This is a genomic window from Companilactobacillus paralimentarius DSM 13238 = JCM 10415 (assembly GCF_001434985.1).
In the GTDB taxonomy this organism is placed as follows: domain Bacteria; phylum Bacillota; class Bacilli; order Lactobacillales; family Lactobacillaceae; genus Companilactobacillus; species Companilactobacillus paralimentarius.
Genome location: NZ_AZES01000013.1, coordinates 1 through 24023 on the forward strand (window position 1 = coordinate 1; position 24023 = coordinate 24023).

At 34.9% G+C, this 24023-nt stretch carries 26 protein-coding genes and 1 riboswitch; of the genes, 22 read left to right on the forward strand and 4 right to left on the reverse strand.

The window, feature by feature from the left end; translation table 11 throughout:
• Positions 1 to 138 precede the first annotated feature (138 nt).
• The 9 genes from FD33_RS01000 to FD33_RS01040 all read left to right on the forward strand — a co-directional run bounded on the left by FD33_RS01000 (position 139) and on the right by FD33_RS01040 (position 6010).
• A complete protein-coding gene (locus tag FD33_RS01000; RefSeq protein WP_025085338.1) occupies positions 139 to 372 on the forward strand; it encodes a DUF1146 family protein in 234 nt (77 codons plus the stop codon).
• A gap of 24 nt (positions 373 to 396) precedes the next feature.
• A complete protein-coding gene (gene murA / locus FD33_RS01005; protein WP_056955677.1) occupies positions 397 to 1719 on the forward strand; it encodes a UDP-N-acetylglucosamine 1-carboxyvinyltransferase in 1323 nt (440 codons plus the stop codon).
• A gap of 105 nt (positions 1720 to 1824) precedes the next feature.
• Positions 1825 to 2814 (forward strand): rod shape-determining protein, encoded by a 990-nt coding sequence (gene mreB, locus FD33_RS01010; protein WP_025085337.1) that lies wholly within the window; start codon positions 1825 to 1827, stop codon positions 2812 to 2814.
• An 8-nt stretch (positions 2815 to 2822) separates the two neighbouring features.
• Entirely contained in the window at positions 2823 to 3005 is a 183-nt protein-coding gene (locus tag FD33_RS01015; RefSeq protein ID WP_056955678.1) for a DNA-directed RNA polymerase subunit beta, read from the forward strand.
• Position 3006: 1 nt separating this feature from the next.
• Positions 3007 to 3300, forward strand: a complete 294-nt coding sequence (yidD, locus tag FD33_RS01020) for a membrane protein insertion efficiency factor YidD (protein ID WP_025085336.1) — start codon at positions 3007 to 3009, stop codon at positions 3298 to 3300.
• A gap of 10 nt (positions 3301 to 3310) precedes the next feature.
• Complete coding sequence (locus FD33_RS01025; protein ID WP_056955679.1) at positions 3311 to 3532, forward strand: DUF2969 family protein; 222 nt, start codon at positions 3311 to 3313, stop codon at positions 3530 to 3532.
• A gap of 11 nt (positions 3533 to 3543) precedes the next feature.
• Positions 3544 to 4743, forward strand: coding sequence for an FtsW/RodA/SpoVE family cell cycle protein (locus FD33_RS01030; RefSeq protein ID WP_025085335.1), 1200 nt, complete (start codon positions 3544 to 3546; stop codon positions 4741 to 4743).
• Positions 4744 to 4752: 9 nt separating this feature from the next.
• Entirely contained in the window at positions 4753 to 5049 is a 297-nt protein-coding gene (locus FD33_RS01035; RefSeq protein ID WP_025085334.1) for a glycine cleavage system protein H, read from the forward strand.
• 103 nt (positions 5050 to 5152) lie between these two features.
• Positions 5153 to 6010: a helix-turn-helix domain-containing protein gene (locus FD33_RS01040; RefSeq protein ID WP_054643446.1), complete on the forward strand. Its 858-nt coding sequence runs from the start codon at positions 5153 to 5155 to the stop codon at positions 6008 to 6010.
• A 71-nt stretch (positions 6011 to 6081) separates the two neighbouring features.
• On the opposite strand, the gene FD33_RS01045 is transcribed toward FD33_RS01040, so the two are convergent.
• From FD33_RS01045 to FD33_RS01055, 3 genes are all read right to left on the reverse strand, one after another.
• On the reverse strand, positions 6082 to 6555 hold the full coding sequence (locus FD33_RS01045) for a universal stress protein (protein WP_025085331.1): 474 nt from the start codon (positions 6553 to 6555) through the stop codon (positions 6082 to 6084).
• A gap of 79 nt (positions 6556 to 6634) precedes the next feature.
• Positions 6635 to 6895 carry a hypothetical protein gene (locus tag FD33_RS01050; RefSeq protein ID WP_235806948.1) on the reverse strand — a complete coding sequence of 87 codons (261 nt, stop codon included), beginning with the start codon at positions 6893 to 6895 and terminating at the stop codon, positions 6635 to 6637.
• Positions 6896 to 6920: 25 nt separating this feature from the next.
• A complete protein-coding gene (locus FD33_RS01055; RefSeq protein ID WP_056955680.1) occupies positions 6921 to 8207 on the reverse strand; it encodes a replication-associated recombination protein A in 1287 nt (428 codons plus the stop codon).
• Between the two features lie 53 nt (positions 8208 to 8260).
• On the opposite strand from FD33_RS01055, the gene FD33_RS01060 reads away from it, so the two are divergent.
• Positions 8261 to 8860, forward strand: coding sequence for a DUF1054 family protein (locus FD33_RS01060; RefSeq protein WP_025085329.1), 600 nt, complete (start codon positions 8261 to 8263; stop codon positions 8858 to 8860).
• A 64-nt stretch (positions 8861 to 8924) separates the two neighbouring features.
• On the opposite strand, the gene rpsD is transcribed toward FD33_RS01060, so the two are convergent.
• Positions 8925 to 9536, reverse strand: coding sequence for a 30S ribosomal protein S4 (rpsD, locus tag FD33_RS01065; RefSeq protein ID WP_025085328.1), 612 nt, complete (start codon positions 9534 to 9536; stop codon positions 8925 to 8927).
• Positions 9537 to 9861: 325 nt separating this feature from the next.
• Between rpsD and FD33_RS01070 the strand changes: the two genes are divergently transcribed.
• From FD33_RS01070 to thiT, 12 genes are all read left to right on the forward strand, one after another.
• Positions 9862 to 11550 carry a septation ring formation regulator EzrA gene (locus FD33_RS01070; RefSeq protein WP_025085327.1) on the forward strand — a complete coding sequence of 563 codons (1689 nt, stop codon included), beginning with the start codon at positions 9862 to 9864 and terminating at the stop codon, positions 11548 to 11550.
• Between the two features lie 74 nt (positions 11551 to 11624).
• The gene (locus tag FD33_RS01075; protein ID WP_025085326.1) at positions 11625 to 12770 is read left to right on the forward strand and encodes a cysteine desulfurase family protein; all 1146 of its coding nucleotides are present in this window, start codon (positions 11625 to 11627) and stop codon (positions 12768 to 12770) included.
• Positions 12771 to 12779: 9 nt separating this feature from the next.
• On the forward strand, positions 12780 to 13997 hold the full coding sequence (gene thiI / locus FD33_RS01080; RefSeq protein ID WP_025085325.1) for a tRNA uracil 4-sulfurtransferase ThiI: 1218 nt from the start codon (positions 12780 to 12782) through the stop codon (positions 13995 to 13997).
• A gap of 524 nt (positions 13998 to 14521) precedes the next feature.
• Positions 14522 to 17170 carry a valine--tRNA ligase gene (locus FD33_RS01085; RefSeq protein WP_025085324.1) on the forward strand — a complete coding sequence of 883 codons (2649 nt, stop codon included), beginning with the start codon at positions 14522 to 14524 and terminating at the stop codon, positions 17168 to 17170.
• Between the two features lie 69 nt (positions 17171 to 17239).
• Positions 17240 to 18505 (forward strand): bifunctional folylpolyglutamate synthase/dihydrofolate synthase, encoded by a 1266-nt coding sequence (locus FD33_RS01090; protein WP_025085323.1) that lies wholly within the window; start codon positions 17240 to 17242, stop codon positions 18503 to 18505.
• A gap of 8 nt (positions 18506 to 18513) precedes the next feature.
• Positions 18514 to 19152, forward strand: a complete 639-nt coding sequence (radC, locus tag FD33_RS01095; protein WP_025085322.1) for a RadC family protein — start codon at positions 18514 to 18516, stop codon at positions 19150 to 19152.
• Between the two features lie 92 nt (positions 19153 to 19244).
• On the forward strand, positions 19245 to 20246 hold the full coding sequence (locus FD33_RS01100; protein WP_025085321.1) for a rod shape-determining protein: 1002 nt from the start codon (positions 19245 to 19247) through the stop codon (positions 20244 to 20246).
• 46 nt (positions 20247 to 20292) lie between these two features.
• Entirely contained in the window at positions 20293 to 21153 is an 861-nt protein-coding gene (mreC, locus tag FD33_RS01105; protein WP_025085320.1) for a rod shape-determining protein MreC, read from the forward strand.
• Positions 21153 to 21695 carry a rod shape-determining protein MreD gene (gene mreD, locus FD33_RS01110; RefSeq protein ID WP_025085319.1) on the forward strand — a complete coding sequence of 181 codons (543 nt, stop codon included), beginning with the start codon at positions 21153 to 21155 and terminating at the stop codon, positions 21693 to 21695. Before mreC ends, mreD begins: the two co-directional genes overlap by 1 nt.
• Entirely contained in the window at positions 21692 to 22360 is a 669-nt protein-coding gene (locus FD33_RS01115) for a septum site-determining protein MinC (RefSeq protein WP_025085318.1), read from the forward strand. The genes mreD and FD33_RS01115 overlap by 4 nt, the downstream gene beginning before the upstream one ends.
• 2 nt (positions 22361 to 22362) lie before the next feature.
• Positions 22363 to 23160, forward strand: coding sequence for a septum site-determining protein MinD (minD, locus tag FD33_RS01120; RefSeq protein ID WP_025085317.1), 798 nt, complete (start codon positions 22363 to 22365; stop codon positions 23158 to 23160).
• A 31-nt stretch (positions 23161 to 23191) separates the two neighbouring features.
• A riboswitch (TPP riboswitch) is annotated at positions 23192 to 23294 on the forward strand.
• Between the two features lie 48 nt (positions 23295 to 23342).
• Positions 23343 to 23924, forward strand: a complete 582-nt coding sequence (gene thiT, locus FD33_RS01125; RefSeq protein ID WP_025085316.1) for an energy-coupled thiamine transporter ThiT — start codon at positions 23343 to 23345, stop codon at positions 23922 to 23924.
• Positions 23925 to 24023 lie beyond the last annotated feature (99 nt).

The window sequence follows — 24023 nt, forward strand, 5'->3', positions numbered from 1 at the left end:
AGTCCATTTGAAGTTTTCTTCGGGACAAAGTTGCGCTTGATTTGACAATTCGTCATTTTAAATTAAGTTAAAGTATTTGATATGGGCAAACGACATTATTGATAAAATGTTATTATCTAGAAAAGTGAGGTTTATAAAATGACAAATTTGGGAATAAATGCAATAATTACGCTTGTAAGCCATATCATTTTTATATGGATCAGTTTTAATATATTACAAGTGGTAGATTGGAAAAAGATATATAACAAAACCAATCCTAAAATGTTACAATTACTTGTAGCGTTTATTGCAATCGCTCTGGGTTACACTGTAAGCTCGTTTTTTATGAGTATATTTAGTCTGACTCAGAATATAGCCTTGTTTTTTAAATGATTCCAGGTTTTGGAGGAGAATATTGTGCAACAAATAATCGTAAATGGACCTACGCAATTAAAGGGAAATGTAAGAATTGAAGGTGCAAAGAATGCTGCCTTACCAATTTTGGCGGCGACTATCTTAGCATCAAAAGGAAAAACCTCTTTGACAAATATCCCTCCGTTATCAGATGTAATTACAATGTCCAAAGTATTAAAAGCTTTGAATGCTAATGTTTCATATGATGAAATTGATGAAGTTTTAACGGTTGATACGAGTGAAGGAACATCTACTACAGCTCCTGAAGACTTAGTTGATAAAATGCGTGCTTCAATTGTTGTTTTAGGTCCATTATTAGCTCGAAATAAAGAAGCTCATGTTGCTATGCCTGGTGGCTGTGCAATTGGTTCAAGACCAATAGATTTGCATATTAAGGGTCTTGAAGCAATGGGAGCTAAATTTAATCAAAATGGTGGTTACATCGATGCAAAAACTGATGGACTACATGGCGCTAATATTTATTTAGATTTTCCAAGTGTTGGTGCTACTCAAAATATTATGATGGCTGCAACTCTTGCTGATGGTGAAACGACTATCGATAATGCTGCTAGAGAGCCTGAGATTGTTGATTTGGCCAATGTTTTAAGTAAAATGGGTGCTGATGTCAGTGGAGCCGGTACTAATACGGTTCGTATCAACGGTGTATCCAGTTTACATGGTTGTGAACATTCAATTATGCAAGATAGAATTGAAGCTGGTACTTTTATGGTGGCTGCTGCAGTTACAAATGGTGATATTTTCATCAAGGATGCTGTAGCTGCACATAATCGTCCATTAATTTCTAAATTAATCGAAATGGGCGTTAAGATTGAGGAGAACGACGAAGGAATTCGTATTACTGGTTCTAATCAACTGAAACCAGTTGATGTTAAGACAATGCCTCATCCAGGTTTTCCAACTGACATGCAAGCTCAAATGACTTTGGCTCAATTGTTAAGTGTTGGAACAACTGTGATGACGGAGACAGTCTTTGAAAATAGATTTATGCATTTCCCAGAATTTGGGAAGATGAAGGCCGACTATAAGATTGAAGGTAATTCAGTTATTATGTTCGGACCTGCACAATTGAGTGGTGCTAATGTTGCCGCTACTGACCTACGTGCTGCTGCAGCGTTGGTACTAGCAGGATTAGTTGCTGAGGGAGAAACAAGAGTTTCTAACCTTCAATATTTGGATCGTGGATATTATCATTTTACTGAGAAGTTAAGAGACTTAGGTGCTAACATAAGACGTGTAGCAATCGATGAATCAGGTCGAGAAAGTTTAGTATTGAATACAATACCAAGTGTTACAAAATTGGCTTAAAGTTGACTTAAGGAAGTGGGATTTCCACTTTCTTTTTTTATTGGCAATTTAATGATTGAGCTGGTTATGATATACTTTTTGTGTTTAGATTTTGGAGGATATAGTATGTCGAAATATCTAGGAATTGATTTGGGTACAGCAAATGTACTTATTGATGTAAAAGGAGAGGGAATTGTTTTAAACGAGCCCTCTGTTGTAGCAATTAATACGAATAATAATGATGTCGTAGCAGTTGGTAAGGATGCTTATATGATGGTTGGTAGAACACCAGCTAATATTAAAGCTATCCGTCCGTTAAAAGACGGAGTAATAGCTGACTTTGATGTTACTGAAAAAATGCTTCAGTATTTCATTGATAAATTGAATATGAGAAGTCGCTTTGCTAAACCAACAATTATGATTTGTGCTCCTACTAATGTGACACCGGTGGAACAGAAATCTATTATTGAAGCTGCTGAACAAGCCGGTGGGGGAAAAGTTTATTTACAACTTGAACCTAAGGTTGCGGCTGTTGGTGCTGGACTTGATATTTTCAAACCACAAGGAAATATGGTTATTGATATCGGTGGTGGTACTAGTGATATTGCCGTTATTTCAATGGGAGATATCGTTACAAGCCGTTCATTACGTTTCGCGGGTGATAAGATGACAGGTGCCATTCAAGTCTTTGTGAAGCAAAATCATGGCCTTATTATTGGTGAAAGAACTGCTGAACAAATTAAGATGGAAATTGGTTGTGTCATGGATGCTGACGAGAGTAAGACCTTCTCTGCTAGCGGAATTGACGTTGTGACTGGATTACCTAAAGAAATTACGATTAATGAGTTAGAAGTTCAAAATGCCTTATCTGACGGAGTAGATCAAATTGTTGATGCTGCCAGAAATGTTTTGGAACAAACTCCTCCTGAATTGTCTGGAGATATTATTGATCGTGGTATTATGTTAACTGGTGGGGGAGCTTTGTTAAAGAATCTTGACAAGCTTCTTTCCGAAAAGTTACAAGTACCCGTACTTTTGACAGATAGTCCACTTGACTCGGTTGCCTTGGGTACTGGTGTTTTATTAGAGAATATCGAAAAACATAAAAAATACTAGGGTGAAAAATGAAAAGAGACTTTGGTAAAGAATATCGTCATGATATTTTTAAAAAAATAGGTTGGGTATTGTTATTAATGCTAATTTTTTTAGTTTTGGGTATGTTGATTGGATCAGCCTTAGGTGGTTCTAATCCGCTAGCCGTTTTATGGCCAGGAACCTGGATGCATATGTTCGATTTCCTAAAGTAATATGTTAAAAAAAATATTAATAGGAATCGTTAGATTTTATCAAAAATTCATATCTCCAGTGTTACCACCTAGTTGTCGATATTACCCGACGTGTTCATCTTATTTTATTGATGCGGTGAAAAAGTACGGTGGAATTTTAGGTACTGTTATGGGGATTGCAAGAATATTACGTTGTAATCCCTTTGTGCGTGGTGGGGTAGATCCCGTACCAGATAATTTCACTATTTTTAGAAATCCTCATCCGGAAAAATATGAAGATGAAATTATTGCAAAAAAATTTCATAACAAAGAATAGGAAAGATTCAATGTCTAGAAAAAAGAAATCAGTAGAAATTAATTTAAAAGATATCAGTAGTGATCCCGAAACTTATGAACTTTGGGATGGTAAACATTATATTGGAACGATTAAAAAGGATGCTGAACGTTATCTTTCTTTTGTAGAGAGTAACGATACTCCCTTTAAGTCGGTCAAACTTGACGATGCAATTAATGAATTGTTGATGCAATATAATTTACATAATCATTAATAGGTGTAGATATGCAAATAAGAAATGAAAATAAGAAGAACGACGTGGATTCAAGAATTGATTATGGAATAATCTTTTCCGTAATGATGTTGGCTATGATTGGATTGATGTCAATCTATGTAGCAACGATTCAAGATTCACAAAACCCATTGAAGAATGTGGTTTCACAAATAGTTTGGTATGCTATCGGTGCTGTCATAGTAGCAGTGGTGATGCAGTTTGATGCGGAACAGTTGTGGCAAGTAGCCACCTTGGCATATTTTGCGGGACTGGCGTTGCTGTTTTTAGTATTGATTTTTTACAGTCGCTCATATGCTGCAAGTACTGGTGCTAAGAGTTGGTTTGCTATTGGTTCCTTTACATTCCAGCCATCAGAAGTTATGAAACCAGCGTTTATTTTAATGCTGGGAAAAGTAATTACAAATCATAATAGTGAATATTCACATACCATCAAGAGTGATTTTATGTTGATTGGAAAGTTGTTCTTGTGGACATTGCCTGTTATGGTACTTTTGAAGTTACAGAATGACTTTGGTACTATCTTAGTTTTCGTAGCCATCTTAGGTGGAATGATTTTAGTTTCAGGTATTGATTGGAGAATCCTTTTAGTAGGATTCTTGATTGTAGCTGTTGTCGGTGGTACAGCCTTATTGTTTGCAACTACTGATTGGGGAAGAACTATTTTAGGTCATTTTGGTTTTAGATCTTATCAGTTTGCCCGAATTGATAGTTGGCGTGATCCTTCAGCCGATACTTCAGAAAATGGATATCAGATTTGGCAGAACATGAAGGCTATCGGTTCTGGACAATTATTTGGTAAAGGCTTCAACGTTTCTAATGTTTATGTACCAGTTCGTGAATCAGATATGATTTTCTCTGTTGTTGGTGAAAACTTTGGTTTCGTTGGTTCCTGTATTTTAATTCTCTTGTACTTTTTGTTGATTTATCAAATGGTTCAAGTGACTTTTGATACTAAGAATGAATTCTATGCTTACGTATCAACTGGTGTTATTATGATGATTTTATTCCACGTATTTGAAAATATTGGTATGAGTGTGGGTCTATTGCCATTGACTGGTATTCCGTTGCCATTTATTTCGCAAGGTGGATCTGCCTTATTAGGTAATATGATTGGTATTGGATTGATTATGTCAATGAGATTCCATCATAAGAGTTATATGTTTGAAAACGGTACTTTTAAACAAAGGTAGGAATTAATTATGAGTGATAAAAAGAATTATTTTTGGATAAAAAAGGGTGAGCATACAACTCGTATAGGTCTTACTAAAGAGGCTCAAGACACTTTAGGTGATGTCAAATATGTTGAATTACCTGATTTAGATTCTGATATAAAAAAAGGCGAATCTAGTGGCGAGATTGAAGCTCAAAAAGCTGTAGTAGAGCTTGAATCACCGGTTAGCGGCAAGATTGTCAAGGTTAATGATAAATTAAATGATAATCCTGAATTATTAAATGGTACTGAAAAAGATGCTTGGTTCTTTGAAGTAAATAATTAAATTTTTAAAATTTATCTTTTTATTGTTGCTTATTTCTTGCAACATTTTTTAATAACTGTTTAAATTATCCATGGAATTAATAAATGAATGGGGATAGTTTAGAATGAAAATCTTAGGTGAAAAGATTCGCCATTACAGAAAACTCAGAGGTATTTCTCAATCTGAGTTAGCTGATGGCATTTGTACGCAGGCAACTGTCAGCCTGATTGAAAAAAAAGACAAGATTCCAAGCATGGAAATTTTGGTTCGCATTTGTGAAAGACTGGGTATCACAATGAACCTTGTAATTGTTAATGACGATAGTCAAATTTATTCAATAATTAGTGATATTAAGAAATCATTCTATCAAGATGATTTCGATGGAATTAGTGATAAACTGGGTAAGCTTAATAACATCAATGTCAACAATAAACAAGAAATTAAGCTAATTCACTTCTTCCATGGTTTGATTGAATATGTCACAAGCAAGAATTACGACAAGGCAATTTTTGATTTCAATCGCGCAATGAATGTGAACATTGCTAATGTTGATATGTACGATATTTTAATCGACATATTTACAGCCAAAGCATACATCAATAAAAAGTCACTTGATGAAGCTAAAGTTTACTATGATCAAGCTAAAGACTTAATCAAGTCAAGCTTAGATAAAATCGGTGATGAAAATTACCATGATAGTATTTTGATTTATGCGAATATGTCTGACTTGTCATTAAAGTTGGATGAAAATCAAAAAGCTATGGAATATGCTAATGAAGGTATTTTCATTGCTAGAAAAGAACAAACTCTTTTCAAACTTGATGAAATGTATTGTTACTTAGCAGAGGCTGGCACACGTGAAGGTCAAAAGGCCGATGAAGATTATATTAAAGCATATGTAATCTCTAGCGTGAGTGAAGATAAAAGAGTATTTGAAAAATTAAAATCTAAAGTGAAAGATATGCATTTAAATATCTTTTAAAAAATAAATAATTTATTAAATTCCAATAAAAAAGGAGTGATTCGAAAGAATCACTCCTTTTTACGTATAATTTATTTTCTAGGTTTCTTGATAGTCTTGTTATCTAAGTCGGTTCTAACAACAAGTACATCACATGCTGCAGTTCTTGTTACATACTCAGTAACAGAACCAATTAATAATCTCTCCATGGCATTAAGACCAGTAGCACCGATCATAATCAAGTCAACACCTAACTTCTTAGGGAAGTCTGTGGCAATGATTGCCTTAGGAGCACCATATTCAATGCTGTAGTCGATTTCGTTTAGTCCAGCATCTTGGGCTGTCTTGACATAACTCTTAACAGTATCCTTAGCTTTTTCAGTGATTTGTTCAACCATAGTTGAATCAAAACTGGAAACATTTTGGAATGCTCTAGTATCAATAACATGAAGCAAATGAACAGCGGCATTATTTCTTTTAGCTACTTCCACAGCTTTTTTAAATGCTAGTTCAGCTTCAAATGAACCATCGATTGGTACGAGAATGTTTTTATATTGTTGTAACATAAGTATCACCCCGTTAGTGTAGTATTATTACTGCTTTTATATCTTTATTTTAGTTGATTGAGGCTGATAAATACAGTCATCAGCGAATATTTGCTAAATAAATTGAAAAGGCTGCCGCAATTAAACTTCCTAATAACAATGTTATTAAATTCATTTCCTTGGTACCGACTAAAAGGACAACGATTCCTAGGATAGAAACCAAAATTAATAGGACAGCAGTGAAACGCATGATATTTTTTAAAGTAAGATTTTCGTTAGGCGAGTAGATTAAAAACTTTTTATCACTGTGTGACCATAATGTGTAGGCCAAGGCCAACAAAAAAATAATAAAAAATATCATTAAAACTTTAATTATCATAACTATTCTAACCCCGTTTTGAATTCTTTTTCCATTCTTGAATTTGTTTCATTCGAAGATTTAATGCTTGTTCATATTTACCAGTGTTCTTAGGTTGATAATATTTCTTGTTAACGAGATTGTTAGGTAAATATTGTTGTTCAACCCAAGAATTAGGATAATCATGTGGATATTTATACTCAAGTCCGTGCCCCAATTTTTTGGCACCCGAGTAGTGTGCATCTTTTAAATCGTCCGGAATTGAACTAGCTTTACCATCACGTACGTCTGCTAGTGCATCATCAATAGCTACCATACCTGAGTTTGATTTAGGACAGAGACAAAGATCGATCACCGCATCTGCTAAAGGAATTCTGGCCTCAGGTAATCCAACCATTTGTGCTACTTGGGCAGCCTGAACAGCTCGAGCACATGCTTGTGGATTAGCTAAGCCGACGTCCTCATAGGCACAAACTAGTAATCGACGGATGGCAGATGTTAATTCACCAGCTTCTAAAAGTCGTGCAAGATACAATAATGCAGCATTAGGGTCGCTTCCACGGATTGATTTTTGAAAAGCAGAAATGACATCGTAATGGCTATCACCATTTTTATCAGCTGAAATGGCCTTACGCTGAATTGACTCTTCAATTGATTGTAAATCGATGTGAATTTGCCCATTTTCATTACTTTTAGTTGAAAGTACCGACAATTCAAGCCCATTTAACATACTTCGTAAATCACCATTTGTCGAATTAACCAATAAATTTAAAGCATTCTCGTCTAATTTGACGTCGTACTTACCTAAACCGTCTTTATTATCCTCTAGAGCTCTCTTAACGGCTTTTTTTAGATCATCACTAGTAAGTGGATATAATTCGAAGATTTGTACACGAGAGCGGATAGCAGGGCTTATATTGATATATGGATTTTCAGTAGTTGCACCAATTAAGATGATGGAGCCACTTTCCAATAGTGGAAGGAGAAAATCTTGTTTAGTTTTGTCTAGACGGTGAATTTCATCCAATAAGAGGACAACCGTTCCGCTCATTTTGGCTTCTTCGGCTACTATTTGTAAATCCTTTTTGCTGTCGGTAGCGGCGTTTAATTTTCTGAAAGCATATTTGGTACTTCCGGCAATTGCACTGGCAATACTAGTTTTTCCGATCCCAGGAGGACCATAGAGAATCATTGAAGATAACATTTTAGCTTCAACCATTCGGCGAATGATCTTATGGGGACCAACTAAATGTTGTTGACCAACAATTTCATCAATATTAGTAGGTCGCATGCGATATGCTAATGGTTTTTGCATAATTCCTCCTATATAATTAATATGTATATATTCTACAACAAAGGATTGAGAACATGTTTGATAAAAATGATTTTGAAGTTTTCAATGATGATACCTTGAGTGGACGGTTGGAATTGATTAGAAAAAACCTTGATCCTAAATTTGAAATTTTGGGTCAAGATTTACTTCAATCACTTGAAGATGAATATCATCAGAAGTTCTTTTTAAAGATTGCTAAGCATCAACGTCGGACAAAGAATCCACCTCCTGATACTTGGCTGGCCATCAATCAGGATAAAAAGGGTTATAAAAAGACACCACATCTGGAATTTGGTTTGTGGCCGGATCGTTACTTTATAACTTTTAGCTTGTTGGCCGATATTAGAGATAGAGAGAACTACTATTCAATTCTAGAAAAGTATCAAAATAAAATCATATCAGAAGGTTGGGGAGTGTCAAATGATCACACTTCCAGTGTTCTGAAGGATGCCACTGAATTTGACAACGTAATTAAGCATTATCAAAAAGTTAAATCTAGTGACTTAGTAATAGGATTTGAACTTTTAAAAAATGATTCTATTGTATCGAGTTCAGACTATGATCAATTATTGAAAGATAAATTCATGAAGTTGAGTCAATACTTAGTTCTTTTCAATAAAGAGGCTGCCAAATAGGCATTCTCTTTTTTTTGTAAAAAAAAATACACCCACCAAGGAGTGGATGTATTTGTTCCAAATATTAAAGAATTTGGTTGTAGTATTCAACAATCAATGATTCATCGATATTTGGTTCTAGTTCGTCACGTTCTGGGTTACGTACTAGAGAACCTGTCATTTCGTTATCATCAAATGTAACGAAACCAGGACGACCAACAACGTTTTCAAGGTTAGCCTTAACAATTGCAAGGTTCTTTGACTTGTCACGAAGGCTGATCTTTTGACCAATCTTAACTTCGTATGAAGGGATATCAACACGTTTGCCATCAACAGTGATGTGACCATGGTTAACAAGTTGACGAGCTTGTGGACGTGAACTTGCTAAACCTAAACGGTAAACCATGTTATCCAATCTTGTTTCAAGAAGAATCATCAAGTTAACACCGTGAATTCCTTCCATCTTACCGGCACGGTTAAATAGGTTACGGAATTGACGTTCGTTAACATCATACATGAAACGTAACTTTTGCTTTTCAGCTAATTGTTGACCGTATTCTGAAACCTTACGACGGCCACCGTTTGGTCCATGTTGACCTGGGGCATAGTTTCTACGGGCAATTTCCTTACCTGTACCTGAAAGTGAAATTCCTAAACGACGTGATAATTTCCAACGAGGTCCTGTATATCTTGACATAAATAAATTCCTCCAAAATGTTTGTCTGGAGTAAAATAATTAACTAGAGCACAGCATTCGTGCAGTTATCGTTACAATTTTCGCCATGTGCAGCCCACAGGTTACTTGTTGAACTAAATCGTCGATAAATGTTGACGTTCTTGCCGCTCTTTGCTGCATATTTTACACGAAGACTAGTGTAACGTGATTGATACTAATTGTCAAAATAAATTTTTGAAGGAATAGTTTAAAACTTTATTATGAAAAGTTGATAGTTCTAATAATAGTAATAATATTTGGTATAATTTCTTTGAGATAAGACGCAATTGTCATTAGGGGTGTAAAAGTGTTTGCAATTATTATTGGAATAATAGTGATCGTATTGATCTTTTTGTGGTATATGTGGTTCTTGCAAAGAAAGAATGCATCTACTTTAAATAAATTAAAAGATCAAACGGATCGTTTAAAAAAAGCTACTTTAGATGAAAAGATTAAAAAGTTGGAAGAAATGAAACTTGCTGGTGCCAGTAAAGATCGTTTCAACCAATTAAAAGATAGTTATCGTGAACAAGTTGATCAAGTGCTTACCAATATTTTGAAACAAATGAGGGCAGCGGAGTATAAGAATACTGAATTTAAAGTGTTTGGATCAGCTAATGAGCTGAAAAGGGTCAATGTGGAAGTTACTGCTTTTGAACAAAAGATTAGTGAAATTTCCAAAGGTTTCGAAGATTTGCTGGCTAGTAATGAGCTAAATGCAACTCACAGTGAAGAATTGCAAAAGCAATATCAATCCTTACGAAAGCAGGTCTTAACTCAATCTTTTAGTTATGGTCCTGCAACTGATAAATTAGAAGATGAACTATCAGAGATCGCCAATTTATTGGATCAAGAGAAGCAATTAACTGATAAGGGTGATCATATTGAAGCCAGCCAATATCTGGATGATGTGAAACTTAAATTAGGTTTGATTACGGATCAATTAAAGGTTATTGAACCTTTGTATCACGACTTAAATGAAGTTTTTCCTGGACAAGTTGATGAAATTAAATTTGTCTATCAAAAGTTAGTTAAACAATATTTTCAATTCAAAGATGACATCATTCAACAAATTTCAGAGGTTCAAGATGAGATCGAAGAGTCTAACAAAAAACTAGGTGATTTAAATTTTGATGCAGTCAACACTAATAATGAAGACATTAAACAGCGAATTGATGACCTATATGAAACTTTGACATTAGAAATAGATGGTAAGAAAGATGTTCTAAAAGAACAAAAGCCAGTCTTGGATTACTTGAATCATGCAGTTTTCCAACATAATCGATTAGACAAACGTATTCAAAAGTTAGAAGAAGAATATATCCTAGCCGATAAAACTGTGAAGACTTTTGATGATAATTTTGCAACATTAAATGAAATTCGCCAAGAATATGATGCTGATGTACAAGGAATTGCCGACAAAAAAGTCATTTTTTCAGAAGTCAGGGATGACTTTAAAGAAATCGTTAAGCACTTAGATGATATTGAAGCTAGTGAGAAATCAATTAATGATGATCTCAATCAAATGCTATCTAGTGAACGTATTGCACGTAACAGTGTGGATGAATATGCTAAGCGTCTTGAAATTCAAAAGAAGATGATCGAGCAATTACGTTTAAATGGATTGCCTGATGATTATTTGGATTATTTCTATATGGTTTATGATGAAATTAATAAACTTTATGATGAATTAGATGCTAAACAGATTAATATGGAAGATATTAGTAAACAAGTGATTGTTACACAGGAGGATTTGAGCAATTTAGTCGAGAAAACGAAGAAGTTGAAATATAATGTTCTCTTGTCTGAAAAATTATTACAATATGCTAATCGTTATGCTAGCAAGAATCCCGAATTCAGCGATCAATTAATTCGTGCGCGTGCCTTATTTGACACCGATTATAATTATGATGAAGCTGTTGAAGTTATTTCAAAAGCTTTGGAAAGTGTTGAATCTGGTTCAGTTGAACGAATAAAAGAAACAATTAATGCATAATAGTATAGTTTTGTGTTAAGTTATAAGAGATAAAATTTTGGGCCGCAAGGCCTTTTTGTTTTGGTGAGGCAGAAATGATATATTTTGATAACAGTGCAACAACAAAAGTTAATGATTCTGTACTAAAAACTTATAATGCTGCTAGTGAGGAATATTTTGGTAATCCCTCAAGTTTGCATAAATTAGGCTTGAAAGCATATGAATTATTAGAAACATCTCGTAAACAAATTGCGAGTTTATTAGGTTTTAAACAAGACGAGGTTGTCTTTACTAGTGGTGGTACTGAGGGGAACAATTGGATCATCAAAGGTACAGCCTTTAAGAAACGTGAATTTGGTAAACATATTATTACGACGGAGATTGAACATCCTTCAGTTTTGAATACCATGCATCAACTAGAGGAACTCGGATTCGAAGTTACATATTTACCTGTAGATAAAAGTGGTCATATTAGTGCGACTGATTTGAAAAAAGCTATCCGTAGCGATACTATCTTGGTTTCAACAATGGCCGTTAATAATGAAATTGGAGCAATTCAACCAATTCATGAAATTGCTAATGTTTTGAAAGACTATCCAAGTATCAGTTATCATGTCGATTCAGTTCAAGCAATTGGTAAAAATCTTCAATCTAAGTTTATGGATCCTCGAGTTGACTACTATACTTTCTCAGGTCATAAGTTCCATGCACCTCGTGGAATAGGCTTTATTTATATGAAGGAAGGTAAACAGCTTGAACCATTGATGGCTGGTGGTGGTCAGGAGTCTAATCTTCGTAGTGGTACAGAGAATACTCCTGCAATTGCTGGTATGGCCAAGGCTATTCGTTTATTGAAAGAAAATGAAGCTCAAAAAGCTAACAAGATGGAACAACTAAAAGAAAAATTGGTTAACCACTTGCATACTTTGGATAACGTTCACGTATTTTCACAGATTGCTGATGATTTTGCACCACACATTATTTGTTTCACAATTGATGGTGTCCGTGGCGAAACAATTGTACATACTTTTGAGGATCGTGATATTTATATTTCTACAACTAGTGCTTGTTCTTCTAAGAAGGGTTTGGAATCAGGTACTTTGAAGGCAATGAATGTGCAAGAAAATGTTGCAACTAGTGCTGTGCGTGTCAGTCTAGATGAGAGTAATACAGAAGCTGAAATGGATGAATTTATTAAGAATTTGGATGAAATTCATGATCATTTCCAAATTTTGAACTAGGAGATTTAAATGGAATATACTGAAATTATGGTTCGTTATGGCGAACTATCAACTAAGGGTAAGAATCGTAAGAGTTTTATTGACCGTCTTCACGGTAATGTGGCCAAAGTTTTGAACGATTATCCCGATTTAAGAATGCAACCACATCGTGATCGCTTACATATTCAATTAAATGGTACGGATGCTAAGCCAGTGATGGAGAAATTAAAGAACGTTTTTGGGATTCAAACTTTCTCATTGAGTGTTAAAGTGTCACGTGATTTTGAAGATGTTAAGAAAAAAGCTATTGAAATGATGCATGAAGCTTATAAACCAGGTATGAGTTTCAAAGTTGGTACAAAACGTTCAGATCATACTTATGAACTTGATACTAACCAAGTCAATTTACAACTAGGGGATGCTATTTGTGATGAATTCCCTGGTATTGATGTTGAAATGAAGAAACCTGATATTAAGATTTCTGTTGAAGTAAGACAAGACGGAATTTACCTATCATATTTAACAGTTAAAGGCGCTGGTGGTTTACCAGTTGGTACTGCTGGAAAAGCGATGTTAATGCTGTCTGGTGGAATTGATTCACCTGTTGCTGGCTATTTGGCTATGAAACGTGGCGTGGATATCGAAATGGTTCACTTTTTCAGTCCACCATACACATCAGAACAAGCCTTGAATAAGGCTAAGGAATTAACTTCGAAGTTAACAGCTTTCGGTGGTCACATTAAATTTATCGAAGTACCATTTGCTGAAATTCAAGAAACAATTAAAGCTGGGGTTCCTGAAGGATATCTAATGACGATTCAACGTCGTTTTATGTTGAGATTGACTGACTTGATTCGTGAAAAAGAAAATGGTTTAGCTATTTTTAATGGTGAAGCCGTAGGACAAGTAGCTTCACAAACATTGGAAAGTATGGCTGCAATCAATGATGTCACGACTACACCAATCTTGCGTCCTGTAGCAACAATGGATAAGACCGAGATCATCCGTTTGGCTGAAAAGATTGATACCTTTAATCTATCAATTCAACCATTCGAAGATTGTTGTACCGTCTTTGCTCCACCATCACCAAAAACACGTCCAAGCATTGAAAAGACACGTAAGTTTGAAAGCTCACTTGATGTTGACGGCTTAATCCAACGTGCAATGGATGGAATTAAGATCACAACCATTGAACATGGAGACAAGTTCATGGAAAGTGACCAAGAAAATATCAGTAGTTTACTATAAAACTAATTGACGTTTCACAATTTATGATTTATTATCAGAATATCAGCTTTGAGCAGGAGTGTTATTCAGCTAGATTTCAGAGAAGGCATGTTGTTGGGAATTGCCCAATCGAACTGAGTAATTGTTGTCTGTGAGCTATCATATAAATGATCGGGCCACCGTTATCTGTTGAGTGAGGAGTTATTTGTAACTCCTAATTTAGGTGGTACCGCGAGTCTTCGTCCTATTCGGATGAGGGCTCTTTTTTTTATAGACTCTTAACGGCGAAGCCGTTTAGAGTCTATTATGGGGACGTCGAAAGACGTCCATGGATCTTAGCATTTTTAAAAAGGTTTATATCAAAACACAGATAACGTGATTGCTCAAAGTTCTATATATGGGAAAACAAAAGTATTTTCAAATAGGTTACAAAATAGGAAAGTACGTTCAGTTTTTTTGCAAGGAAACGACATCCTTAAGCAGTCCCATATTCCAAGTACCACATTTAATTAATATTAAGTATTGAATTTTATGGAGGAAATACTATGAGAGAAATCGACATGGATACAAAATATAATCCACAAGAAGTCGAAGAAGGCCGTTATCAAACATGGTTAGATGACGATGACTTTAAACCTTCTGGTGACAAGAAAGCTAAGCCTTATTCAATTGTTATCCCACCACCAAATGTTACTGGTAAATTACACATGGGACATGCTTGGGATACAACTATTCAAGATACATTGATTCGTTACAAACGTATGCAAGGTTTCGATACATTATATCTTCCAGGTATGGATCATGCTGGAATTGCTACTCAAGCTAAAGTTGAAGCTAAATTACGTGAACAAGGTGTGACTCGTTATGATCTTGGACGTGATAAGTTTGTTGATGAGGTTTGGAATTGGAAAGATGAATTTGCTAAAATTATCAAATCACAGTGGGGTAAATTAGGTCTATCACTTGATTACTCACGTGAAAGATTTACCTTAGATGAAGGTCTATCAAAGGCTGTTCGTAAGGTCTTCGTACAATTGTATAACGAAGGCTTGATCTATCGTGGCGAATATATTATTAACTGGGATCCACAACTTCAAACAGCTCTATCTGACATTGAAGTTATTCACAAGGATGACCAAGGTGCTTTCTACCATGTTAAGTACCCATATGCTGATGGTTCTGGTTTTATTGAAATTGCTACAACTCGTCCTGAAACCATGTTTGGTGATGTAGCCGTAGCCGTAGCTCCAGATGATGAACGTTATAAGGATATCGTCGGCAAGGAAGTTGTCGTTCCATTAGTTGATCGTAAAATTCCTATTATTGCTGATCATTATGTTGATAAAGACTTTGGTACTGGTATGGTTAAGATCACACCAGCTCATGATCCTAATGACTTTGCAGTAGGTAATCGTCATGATCTAAAACGTATCAATACAATGAATGCTGACGGTACAATGAATGAAAATGCCGGTAAGTATAATGGTATGGATCGCTTCGAAGCTCGTAAGGCTATTGTTAAGGATCTTCAAGACGACGATGACATGATCAAGATCGAACCTTATGTACATAGTGTTGGTCACTCAGAACGTTCAGGCGTTCAAGTTGAGCCAAGACTTTCAACACAATGGTTCGTTAAGATGAAGCCACTTGCTGAAACAGTTTTGAAAAATCAAAAGAGTGATAACAAAGTTAATTTTGTTCCTGAGCGTTTTGAAACAACCTTTACACAATGGATGGAGAATATTCATGATTGGGTTATCTCTAGACAATTATGGTGGGGACATCAAATTCCAGCTTGGTATAACAAGAAGACTGGCGAAACATACGTTGGTGAAGAAGCACCTAAGGATATTGAGAACTGGGATCAAGATCCAGATGTTCTAGATACATGGTTCTCGAGTGCTTTATGGCCATTTTCTACTATGGGTTGGCCAGATAGTGATTCAGAAGACTACAAACGTTACTTCCCAACTGATACTTTGGTTACAGGTTACGACATTATTCCTTTCTGGGTTTCCAGAATGATTTTCCAAAGTTTGAAGTTTACTGGCAAAAAACCATTTGATAACACTGTTATTCATGGTTTGATGCGTGACTCACAAGGTCGTAAGATGAGTAAGTCACTTGGTAACGGAATTGATCCAATGGATGTTATTGCTAAATATGGTGCTGATGCTTTGCGTTGGTTCGTTATGAACGGAACAACACCTGGTCAAGATACGAGATTTAGCTATGACAAAATGGATGCTTCGTGGAATTTCATCAATAAAATTTGGAACGCTTCACGTTACGTTATCATGAACCTTGATGATGAAACTCCAGCAATGGATGATTTGTCTAAAGTTACAAGTTACGACCTTTCTGATAAGTGGATCTTGGCTAAATTGAATCAAACAGTTAAGAACGTTAATGATTTGTTGGATAAGTTTGAATTCGGTGAAGTTGAACGTAATCTTTATAACTTTATCTGGAATGATTTCTGTGACTGGTATATTGAAATGAGTAAAGCTACTTTAACAGGGGATGATGAAGCAGCTAAGAAGCAAAAGAAGATGCTTCTAACTTACGTTTTGGATCAAACATTGCGCTTATTGCACCCAATTATGCCATTTGTTACTGAAAAGATTTGGTTGACAATGCCTCATAATGGTAAGACAGTCATGCATGCCAAGTATCCTGAATATCATGCTGAACTAGATGATGCTGAAGCCATGGATCAAATGGATATTCTAATTGATTTAATCAAATCATTGAGAAAGATTCGTTTGGAAGCTAATGCACCAATGTCTAAAGCTGTTGATATTTTGATCAAGCCTCAGGATGAAAAAGTAAAAGCTGTTATATTGAATAACGAAGATTACATTGATCGTTTCATGCATCCTAAGGATTTGAAGGTTGCTACTGATATTGTTGCGCCTGCCTTGGCTATGACTTCAGTTACAACTAATGCTGAACTTTATGTTCCATTAGCAGAGTTGATTGATATTGATGAAGAAATTTCTCGTCAAAACGAAGAGATGAAGAAACTCGATCAAGAGATTACACGTCTTGATAAAAAACTTTCTAATGCTAACTTTGTTCAAAAAGCACCCGAAAAAGTTGTTAATGAACAAAAAGAAAAATTAGCTGACTATCAATCTCGTCAAGCAAAAGTTCAACAAAGAATTCAACAATTAAAAGATAATCAATAAAATTGAGTATATAATTAGAGGGGTTGGCAAATGTCCAACCCCTTTTCTTTGAAAAGGAGTGATTTTACGTTGTTAAAGAATTATGAAGAAGCAATTAACTATATTCACTCATTACCAAAGTTTCATCGTACAAATAATTTGGATAATATCAAAGAAGCTTTAAAAATTTTGGATAATCCACAAAATGATTACGAGACGATTCATGTTACAGGCACGAATGGTAAAGGAACAACCAGCAATTTTTTGGCTAATTTGCTGGAAGCTGATAATAAAAAAGTCGGTTTGTTTATTTCTCCTTATGTAAAAGTGTTTAATGAACGTATCCAGATAAATCATCAGTACATTTCCGATCAAGACTTGTTGGATAATGTGAATTATTTGATAGAAAAAATTGGTTCAATTCCGCTAGCAGAGTTTGAATTTGTTACGGTTTTAGGTTATTTTTATTTTCGTGGTCGCGTCGATGTAGCAGTAATTGAAGCTGGTATTGGTGCCCGTCATGATAAGACAAATGTTATTACACCGGTTGTGTCGGTAATTACTTCCGTAGATTTGGACCATGAGAAATTAATTGGTCCTACTTTACGGGATATAGCTTTTGAAAAAGCTGGAATTATTAAGAAAAATAGACCGATTGTGACTGGTTTTCTGCAGGACTCAATAAAAGAAATAGTTGAAGATGCCGCTGAGGAAATGTCGAGTCCACTTTATAAATTTAGTCGTGACTTTGGAATTGACGATTTTAAAACAAAAAATTTTAAATTATCATTTACATATTATGACGATAAGGTAACAATAAGAGAGATATCTTGTGATGGCTTTGAAAAAACAACTGCGATGAATGCGGCTATTGCTATTCGTGCTTATGTTCAATATCATCGAAAACACCAAACTGAAGTATCAGAGAAGCTTATTAAGGGCAATCTTGATAGTCATCATTTATTGGGAAGAGCACAAATAGTACAAAATAATCCGTTAGTTTTAATGGATGGAGCACATAATATTTCAGCAATTTATAATTTAATTAATTCTTTGACTACAAATTATGAAAATAAAGATATAATTGTTTTATATGCTGGAATGAAAGATAAAGATCGCAGTGAGATTATTCAGGAATTAGCACCAAGAGTGAAGCATATTTATATCACAACACTTGATATGCAACGTTCCGCTGTTGCTGGCGATTATAATTTATCGAACTATGATAATGTTTCTTTTATTGAAAATTATCGTACTGAATTACAGAAAATAATGAAACAACTAAATGCTCAACAAGTATTGTTGATTACTGGATCTTTTTATTTAATTTCGGATTTTGAAAATTATTTTGCGTAATTTCAAGTATGATGATAAATTTAAGAGAAAAAATTTTAGCTTATGGTGTCAGCACCTTAAAAGATGAAGAATTAATGGCTGTTGTCATTGGCAATGGTACTAAGAAAAATAACGTTTTGGACTTGTCAGAAAAAATTGTTTCAAATAAGAATGGTTTAAATTTGAATTTAGACCAATTAATGGCTTTTAATGGAATCGGAGTTGCCCAAGCTTGTAAAATTCTGGCGGCAATTGAATTAGGTACCAGAAAAGTTCAGTCGGATAAGTTATCAGAACGAGTCGTTTCAGTCGACGATATTGGAAAACATTTAATAAATATAATAGGTAGTACTCCACAAGAGAAGCTAATGGCGGTTTACTTGAATAATAGTTATCATGTCATTAATGAAAAAACTATTTTCATTGGTACAATTGATCAAGCAACTGTTCATCCAAGGGATATTCTAAGAGAGGCAATCCAGATTTCAGCGACGCAAATTGTGATAGCTCACAATCATCCAAACGGAACATTAATGTTTTCGAAGAATGATCAGGAGTTTAGTTTACGGTTGAAAAAATGTTGCAATTTAATGGGAATAAACTTATTAGATCATTTAATTATTACGAGAAAATCGTATTCTAGTTTAAAGAAGTTAAATTTAATTTAGGATATGATTGGTCATACTTTAAATCGTTATTTTGTATGATATAATTTTGGTTAGCGTAAAATGTGGTGTGTACTTTAAAGGAGAGAAATAAATTGTTTGGTATTGGATCAAAGAAGCTTGGCATAGATTTAGGAACTGCAAATACTTTAGTTTATGCTGAAGGAAAAGGAATCGTTTTAAACGAACCTTCTGTTGTCGCAAAAAATAATAACACTGGAGAGATCGTTGCTGTTGGTTCAGATGCTCGTGAAATGATTGGACGTACACCTGGTAGTATTTCTGCCATTCGTCCAATGCGTGATGGAGTAATTGCTGATTATGACACAACTGCTGCTATGATGAAGTACTTCATCGAAAAAACAGCAAATAATTCAAAACCCTCTGTAATGGTTTGTGTTCCTAGTGGTGTTACTGAAGTTGAAAAGAGAGCTGTTATTGAGGCTACTCAACATGCAGGAGCTCGTGAAGCATATGTAATCGAAGAACCATTTGCAGCCGCTATCGGTGCAGGACTTCCTGTTATGGATCCAACCGGTAATATGGTTGTTGATATTGGTGGTGGTACAACAGACGTTGCTACCATTTCACTAGGTGGAATTGTATCATCACGTTCAATTCGTGTTGCTGGTGATAAATTTGATGATTCAATTTCAGCTTATATTAAATCAAATTATAATTTACAAATTGGTGAAAGAACTGCTGAAGATGTTAAGATTCAAATCGGTTCAGCCTCAATTGAAAAGGCTAAAGAGATTGAATCAATGCAAATTCGTGGTCGTGACCTTGTTACAGGTTTACCAAAGACAGTTCAATTAACTGGTGAGGACATTGCAACTGCAATTCATGAAAATGTTCAAGAAATCATTGAAACAATCAAAGAGACTCTTGAAGAAACATCTCCTGAAATTGCTGCTGATGTTATCGATCACGGTATTGTTTTAACCGGTGGTGGTGCATTGTTACATCATTTACCAGAAGTAATCTCAGAAGCAACTGGAGTTCCCGTATTCATTGCTCAAGACCCACTAGATTGTGTGGCTATCGGTACTGGCGAATCACTTAAGAATATCGATGTAATGCGTCGCCAAAAATAAGCGGGATGAATCCCGTTTTTTTTATTTGATCTACTAGGAGGAAGCAATGCAAAAGTTTTTTTCAAATAAAAAATTGATTATTTTAATGATACTTATTATTGTTACTTTTGGACTTTTGGCGGTAACGGTTAATATTCGTGATAAAAAGAGTACACCGCCAGTTGTTCAACAAGTTGGTAATGATGTCGTCAGCGTTGTTGGTGGAGTCTTCGCTTATCCAACTAATGCTGTAAAAAATGCTACCTCAGAATTCTCTGATTTGTACAACACATATTCTGAAAATAAACGTTTGAAAACTAGAATTGACGAGTTAGCACAAAATCAGGCTAAATTAGAAGTAGTTCAAGATGAAAATAAGAAGTTAAAACAAGAATTAAAACTTAATGGAACACTTACTGATTACAGTACAGTTAATGCCTCTGTTTTGTCACGGTCACCAAGTAGTTGGCAAAATTACTTAACAATTAATCGTGGTCAAACAAGCGGTATTAAGAAGAATATGCCAGTTATGTCTGGAAAAGGTTTGATTGGTAGAATTGTTGAAGTGGACAAGGTTAGTTCTAAGGTTGAGTTGATTTCAACTAATAATGAATTGAACGATAAGTTTGCGGCTGAAATTTTAGGCGATAACAAGAATGTTACAGGTGTTGTTAGTCGTTATGATAGTTCTACTGGTGACCTAGTGATGGAAAACGTTAATTCTACAAAAGATATCAAAAAAGGCCAAAGCGTTATTACATCAGGTTTAGGTGGATTAACACCTCGTGGATTGTACATTGGTAAAGTTTATGGGATCAAGAAAGATAATTATGGAATGACTAATTCTGTTTATATCACCCCAGCAGCTGAAATGCGTAACTTTACTGTTGTTACAGTTATCAAGTCGTCGGTTCATGGTGAGAATTGATGAATATAAAAAGACGAAAGATTTTTGGACAAGTATTATTCATCTTATTTGCATTTTATTTGGATGGTTTAATAAAATGGGCCTTTTTGAATAATATGAATCATGAAACAGTAGTGATCTTGCCACAGATTATGTTGATGGCAATCGTTATGTTAACGATGAGAATTGAAGATCGTCGTCAATTGATTATATACGGTATAGTCTTTGGGGTTATTTACGATTCCTATTATTATGGAATCATCGGACTATATACAATTTTGTTACCACTGTTGATGGTGGGAATAGATCATTTTAGATTTTTGTTGATCAAAAATAATATGGGATATGATATTTCCATTTATTTTTTGTCGTTGACATTTTTGCAAACGGGAATTTATTTGTTAGAAAAATTATTGCAGCAAACAAGTACAGATGTTTTTGATTTCATTACGTATACGTTGGGACCAACATTGTTGTGGAATATAGTTGTTTTCTTTGTTATCTATATTCCATTGGCAAATATGTCTGCCTGGTTGGTGAAATATCGGAGGGATAGTAAATGAGTGACATCATTTTAAAGGGTGGTAAAGATGGATTTTCAGTTATTTTTAATGAGAATGCCAATTATGACGATGCGTTGAAGGATTTAAAAGAGTTAATCATGCAACAAAACGTTAAATCAACCAATGAAAATGATGATGTTATTAGTTTTACTATTAAAACCGGTAAGCGATTGTTTACTAATCAACAAAGGGAAAGTATTGAAGAATTTTTTGAAAAATATCCACAACTAGAATTAAAGGATATCGAATCAGATGTTGAGGATAAGAAAAAAGTCAAAGAATTATTTGATGCTAATAAAACTAATGTTGAATCTGGAATCGTACGTAGTGGACAAAGGCTAGAATATAAAGGTGACTTGATCTTTTTAGGATCGTTACATCGTGATGCCCAAATTTGTGCTACAGGTTCTATCTATATTTTGGGAGAGGTCAGTGGAATCGTCCAAGCTGGATTTCCTGATAATCCTAATGCGGCCATTTTTGGTAATTTGAAGGATGTCGATCAATTACGAATTGCTGATGTTATTGAAATTGTAACGGATGATAATCGTAAGGATTTTCAGGATGGTAAGTTTGCTTTTATCAATGATCTACATGCTATTAGTGTTGATGATCTAAAAAACTACAAAGATAAAATAAATGATTTAAGAAAAAGGACAGATTAACTATGGGAATATCAATAGTTGTAACTTCAGGTAAAGGTGGAGTTGGCAAAACAACTACTACTGCAAATGTAAGTACTGTCTTAGCAAGTCTTGGTAAAAAAGTATGCATGGTCGACTTAGATATAGGGTTACGAAATTTAGATGCTGTGATGGGCCTAACTAATCGGGTTGTTTACGATATTGTTGATGTGGCTCAACATAGGGTAGTAGTATCCCAGGCTTTAGTAAGAGATCCTAGATTTGAAGATAATTTGTATTTATTGGCGGCATCACAATTTGCGGATAAATACGTCTTAGATAAGGATTCATTAGCACTGATTATCAATGAGTTAAAGCAACGCTTTGATTTTGTGATGATTGATTGTCCAGCTGGAATTGAATATGGTTTTCAGAATGCCGTTTCTACAGCCGATGGAGCTTTAGTGGTGACTAATCCAGAGATCGCCTCAGTTAGTGATGCAGATCGAGTAGTTGGTATTCTAGAGAATATGAACATGCCGATAACACCTCATTTAATTATTAATCGTATTCGCAAGAATATGATCAATGAGGGTACATCAATGCGAATTGATGATATTGTTAACCATTTAGGAATTCCTTTATTGGGAATCGTTATTGACGAGGATAAAGTTATTTCTGCTTCTAATGCTGGACAAACTGTAGCTTTTGATCGTGATAGTAGTGCAGGTCATAGCTATCAAAATATTGCTCGAAGGATGTTAGGGGAAAGTATTCCTTTAGACTTATCAACCGATACTAAAAAAGTTGGATTTTGGGGCCGTGTTTTTGGAAAAAAATAAGTCCTATGGTACAATATCCTTAAATAATATAAGTCAACACAGGGGGAGCCTTTGGCTGAGAGTGAACGTAATTGTTCAGACCCTTTAAACCTGTTATGTTAATACATGCGTAGGGATAGTGTTGTTCAAGCAGAAGCTCGAACTCTCTTGTGATGACAAAAATCAGAAGGGAGTTTTTTTGTATGATCAATAGAGCTAGCGGTCAAGACAGTTTAATTGTTTTGACGGAAGGGGCCATTATTACCGCTTTGGCAATGGGGTTGTCTTATATACCTCATTCTACAGGGGTTTCTTCGGTTGAATTTGTTTATGGATTGATTCCAATGTCTATCTATGCGTTAAGAAGAGGATTGAAACCTGGCTTAATGGCTGGGTTAGTCTGGGGACTATTAGATATGTTTCTTAGGGGACTAGGTGGGGGAGTTTTGAATCCACTGCAAGGTTTTGTTGAATATCCATTAGCTTTTGGTGTCGTGGGATTAATTGGTTTAGGAAGTGTTAGAGTTCAGCGCGCGATTAGAAATGGTAAGAACGCGTTAGGATTGATAATCTTTTATTCAGCAATTGGTTTTTTGGCTAAGTATTTTCTACACTTTATTGCTGGCGGTATCTATTGGGGATCATATGCACCTAAATCGATGAATCCTTGGGTCTATTCTTTAGTTATTAATGGAGGTAGTTTTATAGCTAATATGATTATGCTGATTGTTTTGGCTATCCTATTAAATCGTATTTTTAAACAATTAATAATTCCAAAAAATTAGACAAAAGAGCCTAACCTGAAAAATTCGGGTTAGGCTCTTTTTTTGGCTCTTTGTCAAATCGTATTGATGAATAGTTTTTGTATAGAAGGCAACCTCATG

Excerpts from the sequence above, each read along its gene's own strand:
- FD33_RS01075 (WP_025085326.1), top strand. The coding sequence starts at position 11,625 with ATGATATATTTTGATAACAGTGCAACAACAAAAGTTAATGATTCTGTA.
- FD33_RS01055 (WP_056955680.1), bottom strand. The coding sequence starts at position 8,207 with ATGCAAAAACCATTAGCATATCGCATGCGACCTACTAATATTGATGAA.
- mreD (WP_025085319.1), top strand. The coding sequence starts at position 21,153 with ATGAATATAAAAAGACGAAAGATTTTTGGACAAGTATTATTCATCTTA.
- FD33_RS01025 (WP_056955679.1), top strand. The coding sequence starts at position 3,311 with ATGTCTAGAAAAAAGAAATCAGTAGAAATTAATTTAAAAGATATCAGT.
- FD33_RS01000 (WP_025085338.1), top strand. The coding sequence starts at position 139 with ATGACAAATTTGGGAATAAATGCAATAATTACGCTTGTAAGCCATATC.
- thiI (WP_025085325.1), top strand. The coding sequence starts at position 12,780 with ATGGAATATACTGAAATTATGGTTCGTTATGGCGAACTATCAACTAAG.
- FD33_RS01060 (WP_025085329.1), top strand. The coding sequence starts at position 8,261 with ATGTTTGATAAAAATGATTTTGAAGTTTTCAATGATGATACCTTGAGT.
- thiT (WP_025085316.1), top strand. The coding sequence starts at position 23,343 with ATGATCAATAGAGCTAGCGGTCAAGACAGTTTAATTGTTTTGACGGAA.
- rpsD (WP_025085328.1), bottom strand. The coding sequence starts at position 9,536 with ATGTCAAGATATACAGGACCTCGTTGGAAATTATCACGTCGTTTAGGA.
- FD33_RS01115 (WP_025085318.1), top strand. The coding sequence starts at position 21,692 with ATGAGTGACATCATTTTAAAGGGTGGTAAAGATGGATTTTCAGTTATT.
- FD33_RS01015 (WP_056955678.1), top strand. The coding sequence starts at position 2,823 with ATGAAAAGAGACTTTGGTAAAGAATATCGTCATGATATTTTTAAAAAA.
- FD33_RS01085 (WP_025085324.1), top strand. The coding sequence starts at position 14,522 with ATGAGAGAAATCGACATGGATACAAAATATAATCCACAAGAAGTCGAA.
- FD33_RS01045 (WP_025085331.1), bottom strand. The coding sequence starts at position 6,555 with ATGTTACAACAATATAAAAACATTCTCGTACCAATCGATGGTTCATTT.
- mreC (WP_025085320.1), top strand. The coding sequence starts at position 20,293 with ATGCAAAAGTTTTTTTCAAATAAAAAATTGATTATTTTAATGATACTT.
- FD33_RS01035 (WP_025085334.1), top strand. The coding sequence starts at position 4,753 with ATGAGTGATAAAAAGAATTATTTTTGGATAAAAAAGGGTGAGCATACA.
- yidD (WP_025085336.1), top strand. The coding sequence starts at position 3,007 with ATGTTAAAAAAAATATTAATAGGAATCGTTAGATTTTATCAAAAATTC.
- FD33_RS01030 (WP_025085335.1), top strand. The coding sequence starts at position 3,544 with ATGCAAATAAGAAATGAAAATAAGAAGAACGACGTGGATTCAAGAATT.
- radC (WP_025085322.1), top strand. The coding sequence starts at position 18,514 with ATGATGATAAATTTAAGAGAAAAAATTTTAGCTTATGGTGTCAGCACC.
- mreB (WP_025085337.1), top strand. The coding sequence starts at position 1,825 with ATGTCGAAATATCTAGGAATTGATTTGGGTACAGCAAATGTACTTATT.
- FD33_RS01050 (WP_235806948.1), bottom strand. The coding sequence starts at position 6,895 with ATGATATTTTTTATTATTTTTTTGTTGGCCTTGGCCTACACATTATGG.
- minD (WP_025085317.1), top strand. The coding sequence starts at position 22,363 with ATGGGAATATCAATAGTTGTAACTTCAGGTAAAGGTGGAGTTGGCAAA.
- FD33_RS01040 (WP_054643446.1), top strand. The coding sequence starts at position 5,153 with ATGAAAATCTTAGGTGAAAAGATTCGCCATTACAGAAAACTCAGAGGT.